General features: G+C 43.1%; 12 protein-coding genes. 7 read left to right on the forward strand and 5 right to left on the reverse strand.

Annotated features, from left to right (window positions below; all coding sequences use genetic code 11):
- Positions 1-8: 8 nt before the first annotated feature.
- From AB0L18_RS04185 to AB0L18_RS04215, 7 genes are all read left to right on the forward strand, one after another.
- The gene (locus tag AB0L18_RS04185) at positions 9-566 is read left to right on the forward strand and encodes a hypothetical protein (RefSeq protein ID WP_367391328.1); all 558 of its coding nucleotides are present in this window, start codon (positions 9-11) and stop codon (positions 564-566) included.
- Between the two features lie 13 nt (positions 567-579).
- The gene (locus AB0L18_RS04190) at positions 580-975 is read left to right on the forward strand and encodes a LysM domain-containing protein (RefSeq protein WP_367391329.1); all 396 of its coding nucleotides are present in this window, start codon (positions 580-582) and stop codon (positions 973-975) included.
- Between the two features lie 12 nt (positions 976-987).
- On the forward strand, positions 988-1,560 hold the full coding sequence (locus tag AB0L18_RS04195) for a hypothetical protein (protein WP_367391330.1): 573 nt from the start codon (positions 988-990) through the stop codon (positions 1,558-1,560).
- Between the two features lie 21 nt (positions 1,561-1,581).
- Complete coding sequence (locus AB0L18_RS04200) at positions 1,582-2,673, forward strand: hypothetical protein (protein ID WP_367391331.1); 1,092 nt, start codon at positions 1,582-1,584, stop codon at positions 2,671-2,673.
- Between the two features lie 70 nt (positions 2,674-2,743).
- Positions 2,744-4,234: a hypothetical protein gene (locus AB0L18_RS04205; RefSeq protein ID WP_367391332.1), complete on the forward strand. Its 1,491-nt coding sequence runs from the start codon at positions 2,744-2,746 to the stop codon at positions 4,232-4,234.
- 3 nt (positions 4,235-4,237) lie between these two features.
- Positions 4,238-5,185 carry an AAA family ATPase gene (locus AB0L18_RS04210; protein ID WP_367391333.1) on the forward strand — a complete coding sequence of 316 codons (948 nt, stop codon included), beginning with the start codon at positions 4,238-4,240 and terminating at the stop codon, positions 5,183-5,185.
- A complete protein-coding gene (locus AB0L18_RS04215) occupies positions 5,182-8,091 on the forward strand; it encodes a hypothetical protein (protein WP_367391334.1) in 2,910 nt (969 codons plus the stop codon). Before AB0L18_RS04210 ends, AB0L18_RS04215 begins: the two co-directional genes overlap by 4 nt.
- Before the next feature lie 6 nt (positions 8,092-8,097).
- Here AB0L18_RS04215 and AB0L18_RS04220 read toward each other — a convergent pair whose 3' ends face one another.
- The 5 genes from AB0L18_RS04220 to AB0L18_RS04240 form a co-directional block, all read right to left on the reverse strand.
- On the reverse strand, positions 8,098-10,635 hold the full coding sequence (locus AB0L18_RS04220) for a S8 family serine peptidase (protein ID WP_367391335.1): 2,538 nt from the start codon (positions 10,633-10,635) through the stop codon (positions 8,098-8,100).
- Complete coding sequence (locus AB0L18_RS04225) at positions 10,625-13,450, reverse strand: virulence factor SrfC family protein (protein WP_367391336.1); 2,826 nt, start codon at positions 13,448-13,450, stop codon at positions 10,625-10,627. The genes AB0L18_RS04220 and AB0L18_RS04225 overlap by 11 nt, the downstream gene beginning before the upstream one ends.
- 18 nt (positions 13,451-13,468) lie before the next feature.
- Positions 13,469-14,332, reverse strand: a complete 864-nt coding sequence (locus AB0L18_RS04230; RefSeq protein ID WP_367391337.1) for a hypothetical protein — start codon at positions 14,330-14,332, stop codon at positions 13,469-13,471.
- 30 nt (positions 14,333-14,362) lie between these two features.
- Positions 14,363-17,500 carry a virulence factor SrfB gene (locus AB0L18_RS04235; RefSeq protein ID WP_367391338.1) on the reverse strand — a complete coding sequence of 1,046 codons (3,138 nt, stop codon included), beginning with the start codon at positions 17,498-17,500 and terminating at the stop codon, positions 14,363-14,365.
- Between the two features lie 153 nt (positions 17,501-17,653).
- Complete coding sequence (locus tag AB0L18_RS04240; RefSeq protein ID WP_367391339.1) at positions 17,654-19,999, reverse strand: caspase domain-containing protein; 2,346 nt, start codon at positions 19,997-19,999, stop codon at positions 17,654-17,656.
- Between the last annotated feature and the right edge of the window lie 389 nt (positions 20,000-20,388).

Below are 20,388 nucleotides of genomic sequence, written 5' to 3' on the forward strand. Positions count from 1 at the left end.
TCTATGGGTTGCTAGCAGCCAGCGTTTTTTTTCTTTTCATCCTACCACAGCTCTCCAAAAAAGCGTCTACATCACCTGGTGCTAACGAGGGGAGTTCGTCCCAAGCTGGTGTAGTAACAGAAAGAACCTCCTCTGAACCCTCCTCTTTAAACTCATCGGAGCAGAAAATTTTAGAAAAAGCACAGGAGTACTTTTTCCGTATCCAGGCCAAGCTGGATGAAAAGGACCAAAATGGGACGGAAAGAATTTTCCATAAATTGGAACTAGAAGACCATATTAGTGATTTAAATGGTCTTCCTGCTGTGGCCCAGGTTCAACGAGTCAGGGATGATTTAGCACGTATCAAGCAGCTCCACCATGAAAATGGTTTTGACAAAAATGAGTACCGGTTGATTGAATACCGGGTTTACAGTAAATCAGAAACCGCCAAGGAGATTGCTGCAAATCATCGTGTGAGTGCTCAGGAAATTATCAAATTCAACCCGCGAAGTTTTGACCGTGGGGGCCGCATAATGTTGGATAAAAATGGAGCCCTCCCTACGTTAATTATTTACCAAAAAAGATAAACTCCTCAAGATCATGACCCAGGATAAATTTTTGTACGTAAGTTTAGGAATAGGCTTTTTCATCGTTGCTATTATTTTCTTCTACGAAGATTACAGCCAACTATTTGTTAGTGATCCAGCCAGTAACACCGAAATTCCCCGCCAGGTAGACGAATCTACGGGTACCGATACAGCACCATTACAGCCGCCCACTGAAACCCCGACAACGCAACCCGTTGAGGACGACTCGGTCTATCGGGTCAAGGAGGGAGATACGGCTTATAGTATTGCCGCAGAATTCAATTTAGACATTAAGGATCTTGTAGCTATGAACCCTACAAAAATCATTAATACTGGCACAAAAACCGCTGAAGGAAAACCTATTTACATCATTCACGCTGGTGAAGTGTTAAAAATCAAGGAGGGCTAAAACTGGTTGGGTATGGATAAGTGTGAAAAAGCTGTTGCTATGTTTAGAACAACACATTGGGTAACCTGTTATGTGGTTGGCTTTTGCTATCTTGTCGCCTGTGGGAATCCGCCGCCACCACCGCCAACGCCAACGCCATCAATCACCCTTACTCCTGAGCAGGAGACGATTTACAATACTGCGCGTAATTACCGTATTCAAATCAGACGTAATTTAAATGAATATGAACCAGACGGGGCTCGTAAGTTTTTTGATCGTGATTATATGCACAGTTATATTCAGCAACTTGCTCTACTACCACAGGTTAGCAAAGTGATCAAACTGCTAGAAGAATTTACAGAAATACAAAATGATTATTACGAAGTCGGCTACAAAACGAAAGACTACGAAATTGTTATTCACAAAGTAAAAAGAGACGATTATGGAAATATTGAAACGCTCCAACAAATCAGTACTCAACGCCAGATAAGTCCTCGCGAACTGATGCGTTTCAACCCCAATGATATTACTCCCTCTGGAAACATCAATATTTACCCACAAGACTCTCTACCTACTTTGGTGTTCTATAAGCGAAAACATCAATAACCGCTACCTAAATACCCGCAGATGAAACCCTACCTATTCCTTGGCTTTTTGTTTATTGTGCTCTTAGCCTGTACTAATCGTAGTGAGCAGTTACAAGAAGATTTTAATGCTTTAAAATCAGATGTCCAAGATGGCATACTGACCGATTATTCCTTGATTACCGATCAGGCCGAAACATTGAAAAATGATATCCGGGAGTACTTGAGCACTATTGAAAACAGCCAACGTAAGGAGAAAAAAACATTAGCGGCACTCCTCAATGAAGTGGATGATTTTCGCAAAAAAATCGTGCTGGAAGAACAGGATTTCAACGCACTTCAGCGCCTCGCAAAAGACGACCTCTACCTCAAAGTTGAAAAAGCCAATACTTTTTTCAAAACCCATCCTAAAGCGGTAAAAACAGAAGAGGTTAATCAACTGCTGGAAGATGCTTTGGCTAAAATAAAAGAAGCGATCGAAAATCATGCGCTTCTTCCTCCCGGCTACCTAACGGACCCCAAACTCGTTGCCGAAAAGAGCCAACAAGTCATCGATTTTTTGCACCAGCAGGGCCTCACGAGTAAACTTTCGAAACTGTGTGATTTTAGCGAAGCCCAGGAAAAGCTTGCTAGTGCCAGCAGTACCATAAGTGATTGGCAGTTCTCTGGAAACATCGCCAACGGCACAGCGGATGATATTCGCAAACTGCTACGGGACTTAACCGAAGGGATTCGTGCGGTTCAGGAGGAGAGGAAAACCAAGCTTAAGGAGGTACTTAACAGTGGTGTGGAAGCGCTACTCCAAGGAAAAGATGCCTCTTTCTTACGCAAACTGGAGTTGGCTGCTGCTTACAAACGAACCCTCATTGAACACGGTAGTGCCACTGCAGGCCTTTTAAAACATACCTACTACGGAATACTACCGGAGGCTTTAGCCCCCGTAGAAATATCAGAGAGCAATGAGCAAAACGGAGAAACACAATTAACGGTAAGCTTCCAGATCGTTACCAAACGCAAACTCACCAATTCCAGTACAGAAAATGTAATGATCGACGTAATGGTCAAGACCGTCACCGATGCCAATTGTGAAGCAAGCACCATCACGTATTTTATTGAAGGAGAAGATCAAATGTAAATTAAATCAACTCAGGCATTGTTCATTTGCTTAAAATCAGTATCTTCCTTTCCGCTTCACTAATACCTTTATGGCCCAGTTATATTTAAGTTACGCTAACGACCGTGCCAAAACAACCAACGGCAGCAGCAATCATCCGTATTTGGAATGGTTAAAGGACGAAGCAAGGAAAACCCGTAGGGCTTTTCACAAGCATAAAACTGTCCGTTGCGAAATCAAAGAAAATGCTGACCTGGATGAAGACATTATCGATTGGCTTAAGGACAGTGGTAATAGTGCAGCGTTAAATGTTTTCGGTTTTAGTGGGCATGCGGGCGGAGGCGATTTTATTTTCGAAGATACCGCTGCACGTTGCGAAGGTCTTGCTGAATTGCTACATGAAAATTTGTGTCCTGGATTAAAATTAGTGTTCCTCAATGGATGCCTGACCTATCAGGCTCTCGCCGCTTTTGAAAAAAGCGGAATTCCTATTATCATCACAACTACCAGAAGTGTAGATGATGCGCAAGCTGCTGTCTTTGGGGCTGCTTTCTTTGAACGACTGGCACAGGATGCAACCGTAGGAGAGGCCTTTCGTCACGCCATTGCGGTCATTAAAACTAAAGATAAGGACATCAATCCGACGCAACGGCATTATCGGTCGATGGGCCGCAAAGAGAAGTCCACAGGTAAGCTCCCTCCCTGGCAAATATCTTATAAGGAGGAGTATTTCATGAACTGGCAACTGTCCATGAAGGGAGCTGATCCTCCTCGACCAGATGCACCAAGTAAGTTATTTGACCTCAAAGAACCTCCCATCGATTATGCGGTTACGACGATTAACCGGCGCGAGGAATGGGGCAGATTATTAAATTTCTGGGACGAATACCACGAGAAGTACAATTTCCTTCAATGCTTCTTCGATGCCAAAATAGCTGATCGGCCCCAACTCTTTATTGAGCGTTTTAGGCGACATCTGAAAACGAGTTATCAGTGTCGGGTGATTGATCGCCAACTGGAACAAAGCAACAACAGCAAAATAACTGCTTTTGGGGATTTGGAAGAATTTCTTACGCAACCCAAAGAAGTCTTGCTCGAATCCCAGCGTAGAGCGAATCCTGGCGATATCATTTTCTTGTCTTTCTCTATTGACTTAGCCAGCGCTACTAAAAACACGGTATTGAAGTTGGAAAAATTGATCAGTGGAGATTTACTCCGGACTTTGCTCCATCCTGAACAGAAGATGGTTATCTTTTATCACCTATCTGGATCAACGTTAAAAAAATATTCATTAAAAAATCTATTCACTAAAAAAAGGCCTGGCGACAAAGTGATTAAACAACTGCGCAGGGCCACTGAACAATCGGCAGACACTCCTTGCCTCTGGGAAAATCAGCTAACGCCTGTGGATATGGATGACATCCACTCTTGGGCCAGAAAATATACCAGCAAAATCTACCAAATAGAAAAAGAAGTTAAAGCCAGTTTGGGGGATAAGCTTTCCTATCCGATGAGTGAAATTGAATATTTTTTCCGCGAATTGTTAGACCGTGAATACCCATATAAGGCTAAAAATTATTAACCCATGAAGCACTACCACAACAAAAAACTCCCCGTCATATACAATGATCAAGACCAGGAATACTTACCCGGAAAAGGACTGGTGGCCGCGCTTGACGTAGCCCTGGAACTCAATATGCCTCTCTTGCTAACGGGAGAACCAGGTACCGGAAAAACCCGCTTCGCCAACCACGTAGCCAGGTACTTTAAACTGGGAGAAGCCATTCGCTTTGACGCAAAGACGACCTCTACCGCCACTGACCTTTTTTACGTTTACGATGCGCTCCGCCACTATCATATCGTTCAAAACCAGAGCAAGGGTGAAGAAGAAATTGATTTGATAGCGCAAAAAATCATTCGCTTTGAAGCCTTGGGTGAGGCCGCACAAAGAGCTACTAAACATAATAAGAGGTCCGTTGTACTCATTGATGAAATTGACAAAGCTCCACGCGATTTCCCGAATGATTTGCTCAATGTGATGGAAGGAGATTATTTGCAATTCTCGGTGCCTGAATTACAGGAAACCTTTAAAATAAGCCCGGAACTCAAGCCTATTGTTATTATTACCAGCAATTCTGAGAAGAGCTTACCTGAGCCTTTTTTGCGGCGTTGTATTTTTTACCATATTCCTTTTCCAGACCCCGAAAGTTTGTTAGAAATTGTAAAATCAAAGCTTTATGAACGTCGGAAGGATACTTTTTTCCAGGATGAACTAGTTATTCTAATCAAAGAGTTCAATAAAATCCGTGGCTTACTGAAACAACGAAACGCTAAGGTACCCGCCACTGCTGAACTCATTAGCTGGTTAATTATCTTAAAAAAAGCAGGTCTAAGCAATGCAGATTTTTCCGACCTTAACCAGGAACAGCAACAAATTCTCGCCAGTTCCTTGTCAATTGTCGCTAAAAGTACAGAGGCCTACCAGTATCTCCTGGAACACTACAAAATCACCAATCCTACTTCCGTAAAATGAGTCAAGAGGATTCCATAGCCGCTAATTGGGCAGATTTGCCAGTTTTGCTTCATCTCCTGGAGCGAAACAAGCTGCTACGTGATCCAGTATTATACCCAAAGATCTATCAATTAGCAGCGCAGTCGAATAACCCTGATGATTTAAGATTCAAAGTTGCTGCCCTGGTGGCCGAAAACGAGAAAGAACAACTACTCGTCTATTCCCTGTTTGATGAATTCAGGAATCAACAGGTACTTCCCATAACTGAAGAGGAAGAGGAGGAGGAAACGACAACTGGGATTCCTATTAAAACGGGTAAAAATCGAAGGATTATTACCCCTCCCAGATGGGCAGCGACTATTCCTCCAGCAACTATTATACTACTGCCATTAATACTCTTCCTAATCGTTTTTTTTGCTCCTAAATTCTACCACTCAGGTATACTAAGGATAGAAAATTTTTTCTTCCTCCTGTTACTCGTGGTTATTATTAGCTGGAGTGTAATCATTTTGAGAAAGCCCCGCAAACCCGTTCTTCAACTTTCGTTTGATGATGCAAAACTGCAACAATTCCTAAGTTTACGTCTCCCTGATTATCAGTTCATTGATTTTGGCAATCCTTTAAAACGGCAGGTTGTACAATTCAAGCAGCGCTTTCTCGGTGATAACGCAGTACTTAACATTCCAAAGACCATTAAAAATAGTGTAAGAAAAGGAGGTTTTCTTCAGCCTGTTTTTAGTTATCGTACCCATCCTCCTTCCTATTTACTCCTGATTGATTACACGCATACGGCCAATCATCGGTCTCAGCTTTACGAAGCCTTTTACCATTGGCTGAAAGAAGAACAATTGCCCGTTAACCGTTATTATTACAGTAACGAACCACTACGCTGCTGGAACGAACAATACCCTCAGGGCATCCCTCTGCAACGCATCATAGAAACTTATGCCAATGATCGCCTAATCATTATGGGAGATTGCTGGCAATTTTTACACCCTACACAAAATGGTCTGGCCGACTGGGTTAACCTTTTCCATGAATGGAAAGAAAAAGCCATTCTAACACCAATAGATCCAGGCCAATGGACACACCGGGAAATGCTTTTGGAGCGCACATTCTTGGTCGCACCCGCCAATACCCAGGGTTTTCAGTACATCAATGATTGCTTTCAACAGAAAACGACAACCCGTATCCCTGCTTATTCCGCCGCGGTCAAAGCAGGCCCGGCTCGTATTAGTGAAGAAAATTTCATCCGTGATCTTGAGGCATTTCTCCCCGACCGTGCGTTAAGGGAGTGGTTGGCAATATTAAGCTGTTTCCCGAAACTCAACTGGAACCTCACCTTATACCTGGGGCAAGTATTAAGTGACATCAAGGGTTACCATTTAATCACCTTTGAAAACTTGAGTAAACTAAGTCAACTTAATTGGTTTTACAACGGCTATTTCCCTAAGGCTATTCGTAACCAACTTTATGACAGCCTGGACGACGAATTACGCCGAAATATTCACTATGCCATTTATCAATGGCTGGAAAATCAGGCGAAGGACCAAGACCCCGAATTAGGGAATCTAGACGCACTAAAAATCCAGATCGCCCTACAGAAGAGTGCCGCCGGAATTGCTACCCGCCAAGAGGAACGATTATTACGCAGAGAAATACCTCACTTACGCGTCTCCTTCAATCAGGCAGCTGAAGCTTTTGATCCCCGTATACCGGAAAGTCTCTTGCGTCATCTCAACAGAGGTTCCTTCAACCTCCTGGAACGCTGGCAGCAGCTTAAACCTAAGCTCCAAGAGCTGCTTTTTTTACCAGACGACCATCCCCAAAACGACCATTCCCAACCAGTTTGGTGGGAACGCATTTTGCAACTATTCTTCATCCCCAACCATAAAACCGAAACCCCAAAGAGTCCGGAGAAATCATCCAAAAACAAAGGGACAACAGAAGATGAAGTGTTCATTAACCGAGAGGAGAATAAAGATTTAGATCTACCCTACCCTACTTTAGTCCCTGCCAAAAGGGTTTTTCAGGAGATTGAAGCCAACCGCGGTGTTTTTGAGGGAAAGCTGTCCGCCGAAGAAGCTTTAGCAAGGGCCGAATTATTGAACAATAAAATCACAAATCTCGTATTTCTATTTGGCGATGTGGCCTCCAGCAAAACCACTGTTTTAACCGCATTAAGTGCCTACTTCCGCAAAAATTACCTTATCCTCGAAAATTCCAAGAACATTGAAGCCAACAGAAGTATACAACGCAACAGAAGGTTAATGCAAGAAGGGAGATTCCCCAAAATAACGGATATTGACCTTCTCTACGAGTATGATTTAGCTTTCAGAAAAACGGTGGATGACGACTGGCTCAACCTCACTTTCGTGGAACTGTCGGGAGAATACCAACGGGAAATTTCTTTTGACCGGAGTGGAAAACTGTTGCCAGAGGTGGAAATTTATGTAAAAGAAAATGAGTTGCCGCTGCTGATATTTTTAATTGTAGGGTACGATGAACTTATGCGTATTGGCCGCTATGCAAATGAGAAGGTAGATATTGATGATCAAGACACCTTATTGTCTTCTTTTATTAATTACTTGGTAGCTCACCAAATCCAATGTGAGAATATTGGTATAATTCTTACTAAAATGGATAAAGATCGAGTCCCCGATAATAGTATGAAAATACTATCGAATAAGCTATCCGAAACCATGGTACAAATAAAAAACATCTCCTCAACATTCAAAATATTCCCTTTCAGCGTGGGGAAGGTTGTTGACGAGGGATGGGATGATGGGGAAGCACTCATTGAACAACTGGACTTGAGTGATTGTGAGCCCATTATTGACTGGATTTACGAAGTCTTTACAGCACCAGAAAAACCTTCCTCTTTACCCATATTGCAAAGGATAAGAGATATTTTCCTAAAACCATAGCTGGATTTAATACCCCTGCACTTTGATCAGTTGAAACTCTACTTCCGACTTATTGGTTTTATTCACAGCACGGCAAATTGCTACCTGGTTATTATTAGAAATACACCGAATACTATAGGGGCTATAGTCAGGATCGCTGCCTTTGCATTTTGCGTCCGTAAGTTGGTCAATCTCCATTTTATTGGGATAAAGATTCACCTTTAGTGGTGCTTTACACTGATCGCCGTCGGTTTCCAGAATAGTGAGTTCGCCAGAGCCATCTTTATTGAACTTAAAATAGAGTTCCAGTTTCTCGCCAGAGAGGCTACTCATCAAGTCCGTAGAACTCTTCCAAATTCCTTCGGCAAAGGATAGATCTTCCGGATCTTCCGGAATGATCAGCCCTAATCTGTTGGAATCCTGTAGTATTTCACGCAATCTTTTCAACTCTTCCTTCAGCCGGTTGATTTCTTCCTGGCATGGCAGTGACTCAGCTCCATCATACCCTAGCGCATCTGCCAATTGAATCAATCGACCTATTTTTGGGCCTACCTCCAGTCCCGTATTATAAAGAATATCCACGCACTGCTGGGGAGTAATATTAGGATTATTTGACTTCAATAAGGCCACAGCACCGCTTACGATTGGCGCAGCCATACTGGTTCCATCCAGGAAATTGTAGCCATTCCGTGGAATAGTACTAAATATCTTCGTACCGGGAGCACTCAGCTGGCAATTCTTGCCAAAATTACTGAACCCTGCTTTTTTGTTTCCTTTATCAGTAGCCGTCACTTTAATGGTGTATGGATTGCGTTGCATAGGATCAATACTGGCAAGGATATCCGCATTACCTGCCGCCTGGACAACGACCACCCCTTTATCATACAACAGTTTAAAGAGCTGGGTCCAGAATTTCTCCTGCTGAGGGTATAAGGTCTGCGCCAGACGTTCCTGTTCACTGATTGGCATTCGGCCAACCTCGGAAGTAAACGCAGAACCGAGGGACAAATTAATTACATCAGCACCATGATTGAGTGCATAGAAGAGGCCATCCACAATCGCTGATGTTGTCATTATTCCAAACGGATTTCCTACCTGGATGGGCATTATTTTACATCCGGGTGCTACCCCAGCCGTACCAACAGCATTGTTTGACCGGGCACCGGCAATACCTGCTACGTGGGTTCCGTGAAACATGCTGGTAAGGCCCGTGTTGGTATTGTTATTCCCTCCCGGAATATTCCAGGGATGGATGTACTGTCCCAAAAATTCAGAATGTTTGAGATCAAAACCATCATCAATGACAGCGATGATCACATTAGGATCACCTTTTGTTATTTTCCATGCATCAAACAACTGAATAGCTTCCAGTGGCCAGGCTTTAGCATCTTCTTTAAGTCCCGGATCATTAAAAACCGGTAGTGTTTTTTCAGTACCAAAAACCGTTTCGTCCATCACGAACTGTACGTGTTTCATTTGCTCAATGGCTGCTTTGATAGCTGTACGTTGATCAGAAGGACATTCGAGCATCAGCCGATTAGCAGCTTCCGTATAGTAAACTATCTTGATCTCCGGACTGGGATAAATGTTTTTAAGTTGTTGTGAAAATGACGGCAGGTCGGTATTAGGGACTAAGTAAATATTAAGCCGGTTCGCAACAATTACTTGTTTGAGAGGATCTTCCTCATCAATAATGATTTTAGTCGTATCGATAGGAGGGAGCACATCTGGCTGTTCTGGTAGAATAGTGTCAATCGGGCTCAACAACCGCTGGTCATCCTTCCTCCAGAAAAGGGAAAAGATCAACAGTAAAGCTAGAAGCAAAAGTCCTCCAAGTATCCAAACTATCCAATTACGTTTCTTGCCAGGTGCATCGTCAGAAGAGCCGACTTGCTCAGCAGGAGTATTATGACTTATGGGTTCCGAGGTAACAAGCGGCTCCTCCCCTGTTTCTTTATCGGGTGGAGTAGTCGTCTCTGAAGTCGCAAGCTCATCTTGGGTTTCTTCGGTAGTGCCCAGAAGGTTTTCCTTTTCTTGAGCTTGAATCAAGTTTGAAGCATCACCCACTGGCGGCACTGGTGTAATCTTGCTCAACTTAGCATTCGATGGCACATCTGATTTGGGTTTCGCATACTCAAAACCCCAGGCAACAAAGAAAAAATCATCACTACGTGTATCCACCCAAATGTGATCTTCCCCAGGAATAATCAACGAAGCCTGTATCCTCTTTACCAAATCAACAGATGCCTTATCGGCACTAGCATTTAATGCCTCCAGAAGGTCTTCAATAGCACTTCTCTTATTAGCAATTATTGTTCGAAACCTTTGCTGTATTTCCGGAGTTGCAGCTTGCAATAAAACAATGCTCTCGCTATCATGAGGTGCATACCAACTGCCTCGATCACCTTTGACCTTTGGGATGGCCAGAAAACTACTAAAACCTACTCCAAGGCGTTGATCCAGGAAATTCCTAAGATAATCGTAACGTTTGTATACAGGAGTACCCTGCAAAATAATCGGAATATAAACATCCAGATTAGTAGAAAAAAGTTCTTTAGATCTCATTGCCATGTGCATTTATTTTTTGCACAATCTCTCCTAGCTTCTGATTTTGGGCTACCGCAGTAGGGTTTGCTATTTTGTTCTCACTCAGCACATTGGCCTTGATTGCCTCTCTTGTAGCAATTCGCCAATGATCAGCAATTTTCTCTCCTGGAAATGCTTTGTCAATACTTGGAACTACCTTCTCTGGGTCAATGACATTGGTTCCAAAGACAGGACGACCTTGATTGTCTTTGGGTCGATTTTTCTCCGCAATAAAATGCCAACCGAAAGTATTAATAAAGTTATTCATCACCTGGAAACTAATCCGAGCTACAACATCAAACTTACGATTTATGGAAAAATCGTCAATTTCCTGTTTAACGGCGTCATAAACTTTAGTGCGCAGATCGATCCGTTCCCTGGATTTTATTAATTCATCAATGATAATACTCAGCGGATGCTGCTTGCCATCCACTGACGTAGGCCGGTAAGCTTGAACCTTTCCAATCCAGTTGGTAATTAAGCGATCGGTAAAGATCATAGCTAAATCTTTAGAAAGGGATTCTTCTTTAGCTGATTTTCCGAAAATTTCTTCTAATGGCTCGCCAACAATATCTTTAATAGCTTCTTCAAGTTCTTCTCGTGAAAAATCAAGCACTTCCTGCAATTGCTGAATAATCTCTTCCGGACTTCCTTCGGTATCAACTCCTGATGTTTCCAATAGACCAACAAAAGACAAAGGAAGCTGGGTAGACCCCATTACGGCCTCTCTACTCTGGTTATTGTTGTCGGTTACTGGAGCATTTTGAATAGCGTGATAACAATTATAGGCCTCTTCTTCCGTCAGCAAAATTTTCTCTAATAAGGTGCCAAATTTATTGTTCTGACTCGTTAATAAGTTAAGATAAAGAAATGCTTTACCTCCCCGATTATTAGCTTGCTTCAAAAGTTCTTGAATGTTCTCTGAAGTGTGGAAACTTTTTAAAAGCTCGTACACTTCCCGGTTAACCTGGACTATCGCACCTTTCAGTAATTCAAGCTTGATCGCTGGCTTGCTTGTAGGAGTGAGGTACTTGATAATGTACTCTATGCCTGTATGCCCGGGTTTGGCAAACGAATTCCAGGTTTCCTGCGGTGCGATAATGTGATGATTGACTGCATCGTGTCCTAGAAAGGATACCTCCATGTCCAGTAGCTTCTGTTGGTAACGATCAGAAATACCATTTTCATTCCCATCTTTGTCTACCGTAAAAATTGCTTGCGAAAAATCGGGGTTACGTAGAGGAAAAACATGAGAAAAGTTAACTTTTTCGTCACTCCAATTAACCACCCATTTATCGTTTAATGGACGTATCATAAAGTTTTTAAAGTTCTCTTCCAATCTTGCTACCCACTTGCCGTCATGGCTACTGGGCTGCCCAAGAACTTCTGAACTTTTTCCGGTCAACTCTACATCGGATTTCGTTAAGACTACAAGTAGGGGACTAATATCCTTGACAGGAGAAGCTGCCTCTACGAGGTTTCTTATTTTATTGATACGCTTACTTCTCTCTGCTTTGCTATCCCCTACTGCACTCGCAATCCAGTTGTGTAAAAGACTGGGAATATTCTGCACTTCAGGGTTGTCATTATGCATACAATACAATAGGGTGGATATTCCGTAATCTTGATTGTAAAGATCAAAAAGGTATGCCACCTTGCCACGGATGAATAATTGTAGCTTTGCCTCTTCCGTATTGGCAGCAAAAACAGCTTCAGGAATATGCTCCCTGGAACGCGCTCCCGGAAAATCAAGAACATCTGCTTCTCTGAGAAACTCCCGGTTTTTTTCCGAGGTAGCTTCCACGGAGAGGGGAAGCTCTATTTCCGCAGTAAGTGCTGCCAAAATTCTGCGATCTAAGAGGACCTGGCCCATTTTATCCGTTCTTACCGGTACTGAGGTATTCTCGTTATCACTGACCACATAAATTTCCCGTACCCGTTCTACATCAAGGATGGTAGCCGTATTTGGTGTTAGTGCTTCTTTATTGACAAAAACCTCCGTGGCAAAATTCACGGATTCTAATCCACGCAATAAACGTTCAAACAACTTACTCAGAAAGGGTTGCTTACCCCAGAGAATCTGGCAAAGTTCTATACTACTTTTAAAATCAAGATTAGGAGCTAAGGCTGCGGCCCGATTCCAAAAATCGTTTTTGCTAAGGTTATCAATAACAACGTGGCTACCCAGCCCAAGCGTCTTAATCAAATATCGCTTAATGTCCTGAAAATCCTGTGCGTGAAAAATTCCCGAAAAAGTCTTTTGCTTTACCTTCTGTAATTGGTTCAGCTGTTCGTTGAGCTCATCTGGACCTACAGAATAATCATGCTTCTTGATATCTAAATAATAGCCGTTAACAATTATACACACTAAGTCTTTAGGAGATAAAAGCTTGATGTGATAGCCTTCCTTGCTATCTTTATGAGGAGCAGTGGTAAAGCGCGTGACGGTCCCTGTGGATTCTTTTCCTCCGTAAGGATTCATCTCTTTGATAAAAGAGATTTTCTCTCCTGTAATGGGATCATCAATCAATAAATCTGGTACTGTTGGCGCTTTTACTAAATTCGAAGTCAAGTAAGACTTACCTACCTGACTTTGTCCGAATACCGCAATTGTTGGTCGGCTTAGAACGGCTTTTCTCAAGCGTTCCAGCTCTCTACTGAGTCGCTCCAGCTCAATAAGAGCACTGGTTTGCAACTCCAGCGGAGGTACATCAATTAGCCATTGTTTTCCTTCTTTGTAAACAGATAATAATTGATTACAGGTTTCGGCTAGAGTGACTTGACTTTGATTCATTGTATTAACTTTTCCGCATTAATAGGTGATCACATCCGCTTTGAAAACGACTTGATAATTCGCCTTTCGAATCACTAAAAAAGAGTAGCCTATTTTAATCCGGGAGCCGGCTTCCTCCAAGACATTATGGTAAGTAGGATCCACTTTAGCGAAGTATTCGGGTGAAATAAACTCCAATTCCACGAGGTAGCTATTGCACTGCTTCGCCAGTAACATGAGTAACCTTTTGCGAGTAGGATGGTGAAATTCTTTAATCTCGCCTAAGAAAGCGGAAAGAATTTCTTGCAATTCCTGTACCAGCGTCAATTCATTGCTCGTGTTGGCCTCTCCTGTTGCCAACAATTGGTACCAATAAGGAGCAAGTGTCGCTGCTAAGTCCATTAAGTACTTATGCTCTTCTAGATCCTCTAATTCTGCTTCTTCAGTTTTAAAAAAAGACAATAGTTCTTGGGTAGCCTCCTCCTCTTGATGATCATAAAAAAAGCCAGCTCCAACACTATCATTAGTGTGCTTACTTACAATTTCTGCTGGTATTTCCTCCCCTGAATTTGAGGCAACGGCATGATCCAAAGGAAGAGGGGCTTCATCACTAGGATTCATCAGTGCCGGTACAGTAGTACTTTTATTGATGATTATTCCAAGGTGTATTTTCAACCATTCGAGAGGCGCCTCCTCATGGGCGACAACCGCATGTGTCTTTAATTGGATAATTAGTTGTTCCACTTCCGTTACGGACAACTTGCTCAAAACTGTTTCAACATATTGAAATTCAGGGATAAGCTCTTCTTGAGTATCCTTGTGTGAAGAGGAAGAAGTACGTTCTATGGAATGATCTTCTTTCTTCTTTACTAATCTCCTTCTGATCAGACGTCGCTCTCTCATAAATTCAGGTTTTCCATTCTTCTGATTTATTTAGTCCTTAAGAATATTAAGAGAGAAACACCCTGTATCCAGCCAGTAGCCAAACTCGTCCTGTAGGCTTTGTGGAGTTAGGATGAAATAATCATCAAAATTAAATTCGTTTCCGTTACGATCTTCAGCAATAATGTCATAATTCAGTTCCTCCTTGCTAAACGCTGAGCGTTCTACAGAAATCGTGTAAGGAGCCTCCAGCATTCTATTCCGCAACTGTTGGGCTGAGTTTTTATCCTTCAGTTTAATTTGATAAATGGGTGCGGCCCGCCAGTTGCTATCCGCCAGTTGTCGTTTACCAATCAGTAAGTCTGCACCACTGAATTTGATTTTGCCAGTGTCTTCTCCAGCAGACAGGAATACTTCTTCTTTCTTGATCCGTGCACTGTTCTGTGTATATTTTCCAATAAAATTAGCCGTTGATTTGACTACTTTTAGCGGTTCCGTATTAAACCGGAAGCGGCCTAATCGCCCCATTTCGCTCATGTGAGAAATAGCAGCGCCTACACATACAATGGTTTTGGGATCGTTCATCATGTGGTGAGAATCGGAAAAAGGATACCAATTTCCGATTCGATAGTTGCCCAGGGTGACAATCCGATCGGGGGACACGGGTAAATTCCGTACCATCAACTCTTTCAGTACAGGTATTTTTGTAGGTTTCCCTGCTAGCAGTACGGTATCACATTCGTATTGCGCAATGATTGCACTGATGTGGGTCAGGAGTTTGCCTATTTCTTTAAGGATATCATCATTAAGGGCACTTACTTCAACCTGCCAGACCATTCGCTCAATATTGAACCTGGTAGCGCCAGCTCTGGTAAACTTGTCATTTATCTGCTGAATAACCTCCTTGCTTGGCCGCGGATAATCATAGAAAAAGTCGTCAAATTTAAATGAATCCGAAGCTTTGTTCTCCGTAAGATGCTCAATAAAAGCGTAGACGATCGGTGTGATCAGCTGGTTTACCGCCAGGTTCTTTAACCGGACTTCTTTGATATTAAATCGTTCACCCGTGTGTGGACCAAAGAGGTCGCTCATGACCGCTTTAGCTTGGGTGCGGCTACAACCTCTTTTAACAGCAAAATCATAAATCTGTGGCAAGATCGAACGCTCAATTATACTCCGCATAATATCATCTCCCGCCAAATTGAAGCCTTCCCAAAAAAACGGCTGAGGAATAATCAATTCCCCATTAGATTCTGGGTCAATCTGGTAAGCACAAATCATCACATCGGTAGTACCTCCACCAATATCAATACTTGCTATCGTGATACTTTTCTCATTGCCAAATTGCAGTGCGCGATTTTGCTTCCCACAAACATCGAAATACTTGACCGCTTCTCCGTTGAAGCGATAATCAATCTCTCCGTACAAAAAGGCCAGATGACTACAGGTGGCCTCATCGTACATCCAATTAGCTGGTTCTTCCGCTTCTCTGGTAGTGTTGACCGGTTCAGGAATAATTTTGAGATCTTCGTCGATGAAGGTTTCGTCAAAATATATTTTCAGCAAATCAATGGCATCATCAGCCGCATTTCTCAGCTGCCGCTGATCGGTTTCAGACATTGCCGTAGGGCAGGTAAGCACCAGGTTTTTGAGACGTCGAGCAACCGACTCATGGTTGAGCAACGCCCGATACTCGTGGCTGTTGACCTGTGACAGAGCGTGCAGCAGCAATTCAAAAATAGTGAAGGTCATCAGGGAGGAACGAGCATACTTTGGCGAGCCAGGTGCAGGAATAGGCACTTCCGTCTGCTTTTTACGGTAGCGTATTTCATCCTTCAACACCGGAGTACCGTTCTGGGTATAATCGAGATTGTACCTGCCATTTACCTTGGTAATACGATCTACGCCTTCCGGTTTGTAAACAATTAATTTGCCACTCTCTGTAAAACTGTGAGAAATACCGTAGAAGACCTCCTGGAAAGCGAGGCGCCCTCTGGTATTGATTCTTACACTCTTCCACGGGATTTCGTTGGGCATGGTATCCCATAAATACCGTTTAGGGCTTGAGAGATAGAATTGGGCATCCTGGTCGTTTCCGTTTAAGGCAATCAGGCGAGTAGCTTCCGGACCCACTCTCACCAAACTTGGCCACAAAAAGAACTGCTTATTTTCCGTAACCGCTTTCGTGAATTCTTCATCCCCAAAAACCTGCTCCGTAAAGGCCACCTTCATATCAAAAGGCCGGTCATAAGTTCGGTTGGGTGTAGAAAGATCCCTGATTTTCAGGCGTTGCGCCTTCTTGGTATCAAACTGTTCCCGCCCAACTTCGGAAGTTTCCAGGATCAGGCCACAAGTCCGGGAGTTCCCAATGTCTAGTACGAGGCTTACGTCGATACTGCGCTCATCACTGTTGAAAACCTTGATCACTGGAAAAGCCTTCAGCTCGTTCAACATCCCAATCAATGCCAGGTAAGCACAGGCAAATTTGGAAAAGAATTTACCCTTGTCCTGATAAACGCCAGATTCCACCCTGGTTTGGAAGATATCCTCCAACCAGTCTTGCACCCATTCCTGCGAATAAAAATTGGAAATAAACTCATCGGACTTGGGGGTCCTGAATTTTATCTCTCCTCCTGAGGTCGTGTCTTCGTAGCGGAGGTTCTCGTAAAAGGTTTCTTCAAAAGGATCCCGAACGGAGGTATCAAACGCCAACACCAAAGTGTGTGTATCATTCGGTTCCCCACGTCCTGGTGCGAGCTTGGCGATATACATTCTTGCCCAGCAAAGCGGTCCAAAATCAAGGGTATCCTCATCCTTCTCTCCCCGAAAATTACTGTTCAAAAAGGGCACGGGCAACCATGTCTCTTCGTAAATGTCCAGGGCTTCCTGATAGGAGACTTTGTAGATACGCTCTTCGTCGATGGGCAGGGAATAATCAGCCAGGATTTTCTCTTCATCAATCCGGCCATCGCGGTCAAAAGCGTCTTTATTGATGGCATCTTTTATGACAAACTCCCCGGTATCCCCTCGGTAGTAAGGGAAAACAACTTCTACCTCTTCGTTATCACTATCTTTATACACCATTTCGGCCAGTGCCTTTTTCTTCTTTAGCAGTGGTGTATCGTGTTGAATAGATAAGTTTATCTCAATGAATTGGATTCCTGAATTAGCAATGAGCGACTTATTCATATGGTCAGACTTCGATGAAGGATCTTAGGAAATAAAACTATAAAGTGTCCTGGGTAAATATAATAACTTTATCGGACACCAAAATCAAAATTACCAGCGTCCTGGATACCTCGCCGTAAATGCCGTCCAGCACTACGGCGAACCAACAGCAAATCAGTCCAGCTTTCGGTAAATGACTAGTGTAGGGAGAGAACCGTCAGGGTTTCTCAGTATTCGTCCTTTTTGGTCTAATTCTCTCGGGTTGTATTTGATAATTTCCGCCAACGTTATTTTTCGCTGAGCGGCAATATCGGTAGCCGTTTCTGGTTTACCTGTTTTAGTATTGACCTTGACTTTGTGAATGATAAGTTCATACTCCTTTTTGCTGTAGCCGTTTTGGAAATAGTCATTATTGATTTCGAAGAGCTCCTCTATCAATTTCGTGACTTCTCGTGGTGGGGAAGCAATTCCACCTAGCTGACTGATGTAGTTTTCAATTTTTACCCGATCAAAGATTTTTCTTACGCCATCGTAGGTTTTTGTGTTTAGCTCTGCTCTAGCTGTAATCCGGTAGCTCCTAGCTTCCTCATACAACACTTTGTCTTCCGCAGAAAGTTCAAGTGGTTCCCGCACCGGGCTTGGCTCAGACTTATAGGGTGGTGTAGCACTAAGGGTATCAAATTGCAAGCCTGTTGGCGTAGAACCTCGTGGGGTGAAGGCTTTGTCTGTCAGGTATTTGACGGTTACCGCCAAAAAAACACCTAAAAAAACAACAAGCATGATACGCCTGTAATCAAGGGCTAACAAGCTGGCAAAAATGGTTTTCTCCTTGATCAACACAGGGTACCCTGCAGGAAGATTTAACAACTGCTGCGTTCCTTTTTCAAGGTCTATTTGGTACTTTTCTGTGCTACTATCTTCTAGCGCGTAGATATGTTTATATGCTTGGCCTACAATGCTTTTTAAGGAAACTTGGTATCTCAATGCTTTCCCCTTGGCAACGAGGCTCAGCTGCCCTTCCGACAAAGGTTGTGGTACTATTTGTAAATTTATAAAATGCCTAGTGCCTAGTACACTTGCTTTCACCGGCTTATTCTGGCCGTCGATAAAATCTGTTTTGGTATTTGCTAACGGTAGTTCGATGAATTGTTTCAACACGTAGAAGCCATCCTTGCCACTTTTAACAATTTTCAATGGTCGACGTTCCTTTTCTTCATACAACAATGGTAATCCTCCTTTAAATTTCAAAGTAGACCACTGAGGCCTGACCTTTTTCTCTATTGGTACTGAGGGTGCAACTTGTATAGCATCAGTTGCTTCCTGTTCCTGCACTCTTTGCGCTTTCAACTCCTTAAGACGTTCTTCAATATTTGACAAATAAGGCCCCCGTTCCTCCGCCAACTTCATCAATTTAAAGATACTATTGTAAGCCCGCAGATACTCCCGTTTAGCATCCAAATTCTCCCCCAATCGTATCGCAGTCTGATAATGGATACTGCGCGGGTATTGCTCACAGAAGCGCAGCAGTTGATTACTTTTCGCCTTCACTTCTGCCAGGTTGGTATCGGGCAAATGACTAATCTTTTGCCAGGCTGCTTCCGCATTCAGGCGTAGTAGCGTAGCTTTTGCCTGTTCTACCTTTTTTCCTTCTGGAAACAGATGAACAAAATGCTCGTAAGCCGCAACGGTATTTACTTGCAGTGCTTCTTCCCAGGCTAATTGTTCATTCAATTTTTTCGTAAAGACGTACATCCCCCGCCCGTGGCCAATCCCCATTAGCACTCCACCATCGGGGAGCTGGTCGTAATTGGCTCTGGTTTGGTTACGCACCTGGATATAAAGATGATCCGTCGTAAAGAAGGGCTCCTCCGTTTTTTGGAGCACATCAAGAATACTCTGCGCAAAAGGGCTATGCCCATTTGCGGGCCCATCCGCGACGACTTCATCGTGTCGACCGGAACAAATAGCCCAACGGGAGGGGAGCTGAGCCAGTTCACTAATCGCCAGTCCCCCCATATTATCCTTGCTACGGACCAACAAAGAACCGGAAAAACAGGCATCAGAGATGAGTAGAGTATGCAACGTCTTTATGTCGTGCAGGTGATCTCGGAGGGTGGTATTGGGGATCAGCGCCCCCAATTCATTGGCTTTTGCATCATGAGGCACCCAAAATCCTCTTTCTCGCTTGTTCAGATGCCCATGTCCGGCGTAGTAGACAATTAGGCTATCCGGAGCACTGATGGAATCCGCTAAATCGTCCAGGGCACGGAGGATATTCTCACGTGTCGCATCTTCATCTAATAACAGCTGAAGTTGTTGTACCCCGTAATCCTTTTCGAGAATTTCAGCAATCGTCTTCACATCGCGCACCGCATTGCGCAAAGGAGGCCAACCATTATTATAGGTATTAATACCGATCCCTAAAAAAAAGGTTTTTCCTGCCTGTTGCATACGATGCTTTTGTGACAATACCGAACGCCCAAATCCCTTGATGACACCTACTGGTCTTTCTTTAGTCATATTACTATAAAAGTAAAAAAACTAGAAAAAAACGTCAAAAATAATATGCGGGAAATAGTAATGGAATTTAAAATCATTATTAGACTCTTATCTATCAAGCAACCATACAATGAAAGCACTTTGTTGCTTGTTTACATAATTCATGCTCCACAAGCATTTCATCTTCGTTGGTGAAGGTCAGGTTTTTCATGTTTTTGTTTTTGATGATGGTATGGTAACATTAGAAAGGGAAAGGAAGTTGGAAAGGGGGACGATGACGTTGGATTTTTGATTCTCTGACATTTTTTTGTGTTTAGAGGTTAATCGAAAACAAAAATAATGCTCTTTATCAGTCGCTTACAATTTTCGCTTTAGCTTGACCACAAAAATTGTCAGAGAAGGGGATTTTT

Origin of the sequence: Lewinella sp. LCG006, from assembly GCF_040784935.1 — a bacterium.
GTDB lineage: Bacteria > Bacteroidota > Bacteroidia > Chitinophagales > Saprospiraceae > Lewinella.

Excerpts from the sequence above, each read along its gene's own strand:
- AB0L18_RS04190 (WP_367391329.1), top strand. The coding sequence starts at position 580 with ATGACCCAGGATAAATTTTTGTACGTAAGTTTAGGAATAGGCTTTTTC.
- AB0L18_RS04195 (WP_367391330.1), top strand. The coding sequence starts at position 988 with ATGGATAAGTGTGAAAAAGCTGTTGCTATGTTTAGAACAACACATTGG.
- AB0L18_RS04200 (WP_367391331.1), top strand. The coding sequence starts at position 1,582 with ATGAAACCCTACCTATTCCTTGGCTTTTTGTTTATTGTGCTCTTAGCC.
- AB0L18_RS04205 (WP_367391332.1), top strand. The coding sequence starts at position 2,744 with ATGGCCCAGTTATATTTAAGTTACGCTAACGACCGTGCCAAAACAACC.
- AB0L18_RS04210 (WP_367391333.1), top strand. The coding sequence starts at position 4,238 with ATGAAGCACTACCACAACAAAAAACTCCCCGTCATATACAATGATCAA.
- AB0L18_RS04215 (WP_367391334.1), top strand. The coding sequence starts at position 5,182 with ATGAGTCAAGAGGATTCCATAGCCGCTAATTGGGCAGATTTGCCAGTT.
- AB0L18_RS04220 (WP_367391335.1), bottom strand. The coding sequence starts at position 10,635 with ATGAGATCTAAAGAACTTTTTTCTACTAATCTGGATGTTTATATTCCG.
- AB0L18_RS04225 (WP_367391336.1), bottom strand. The coding sequence starts at position 13,450 with ATGAATCAAAGTCAAGTCACTCTAGCCGAAACCTGTAATCAATTATTA.
- AB0L18_RS04230 (WP_367391337.1), bottom strand. The coding sequence starts at position 14,332 with ATGAGAGAGCGACGTCTGATCAGAAGGAGATTAGTAAAGAAGAAAGAA.
- AB0L18_RS04235 (WP_367391338.1), bottom strand. The coding sequence starts at position 17,500 with ATGAATAAGTCGCTCATTGCTAATTCAGGAATCCAATTCATTGAGATA.
- AB0L18_RS04240 (WP_367391339.1), bottom strand. The coding sequence starts at position 19,999 with ATGACTAAAGAAAGACCAGTAGGTGTCATCAAGGGATTTGGGCGTTCG.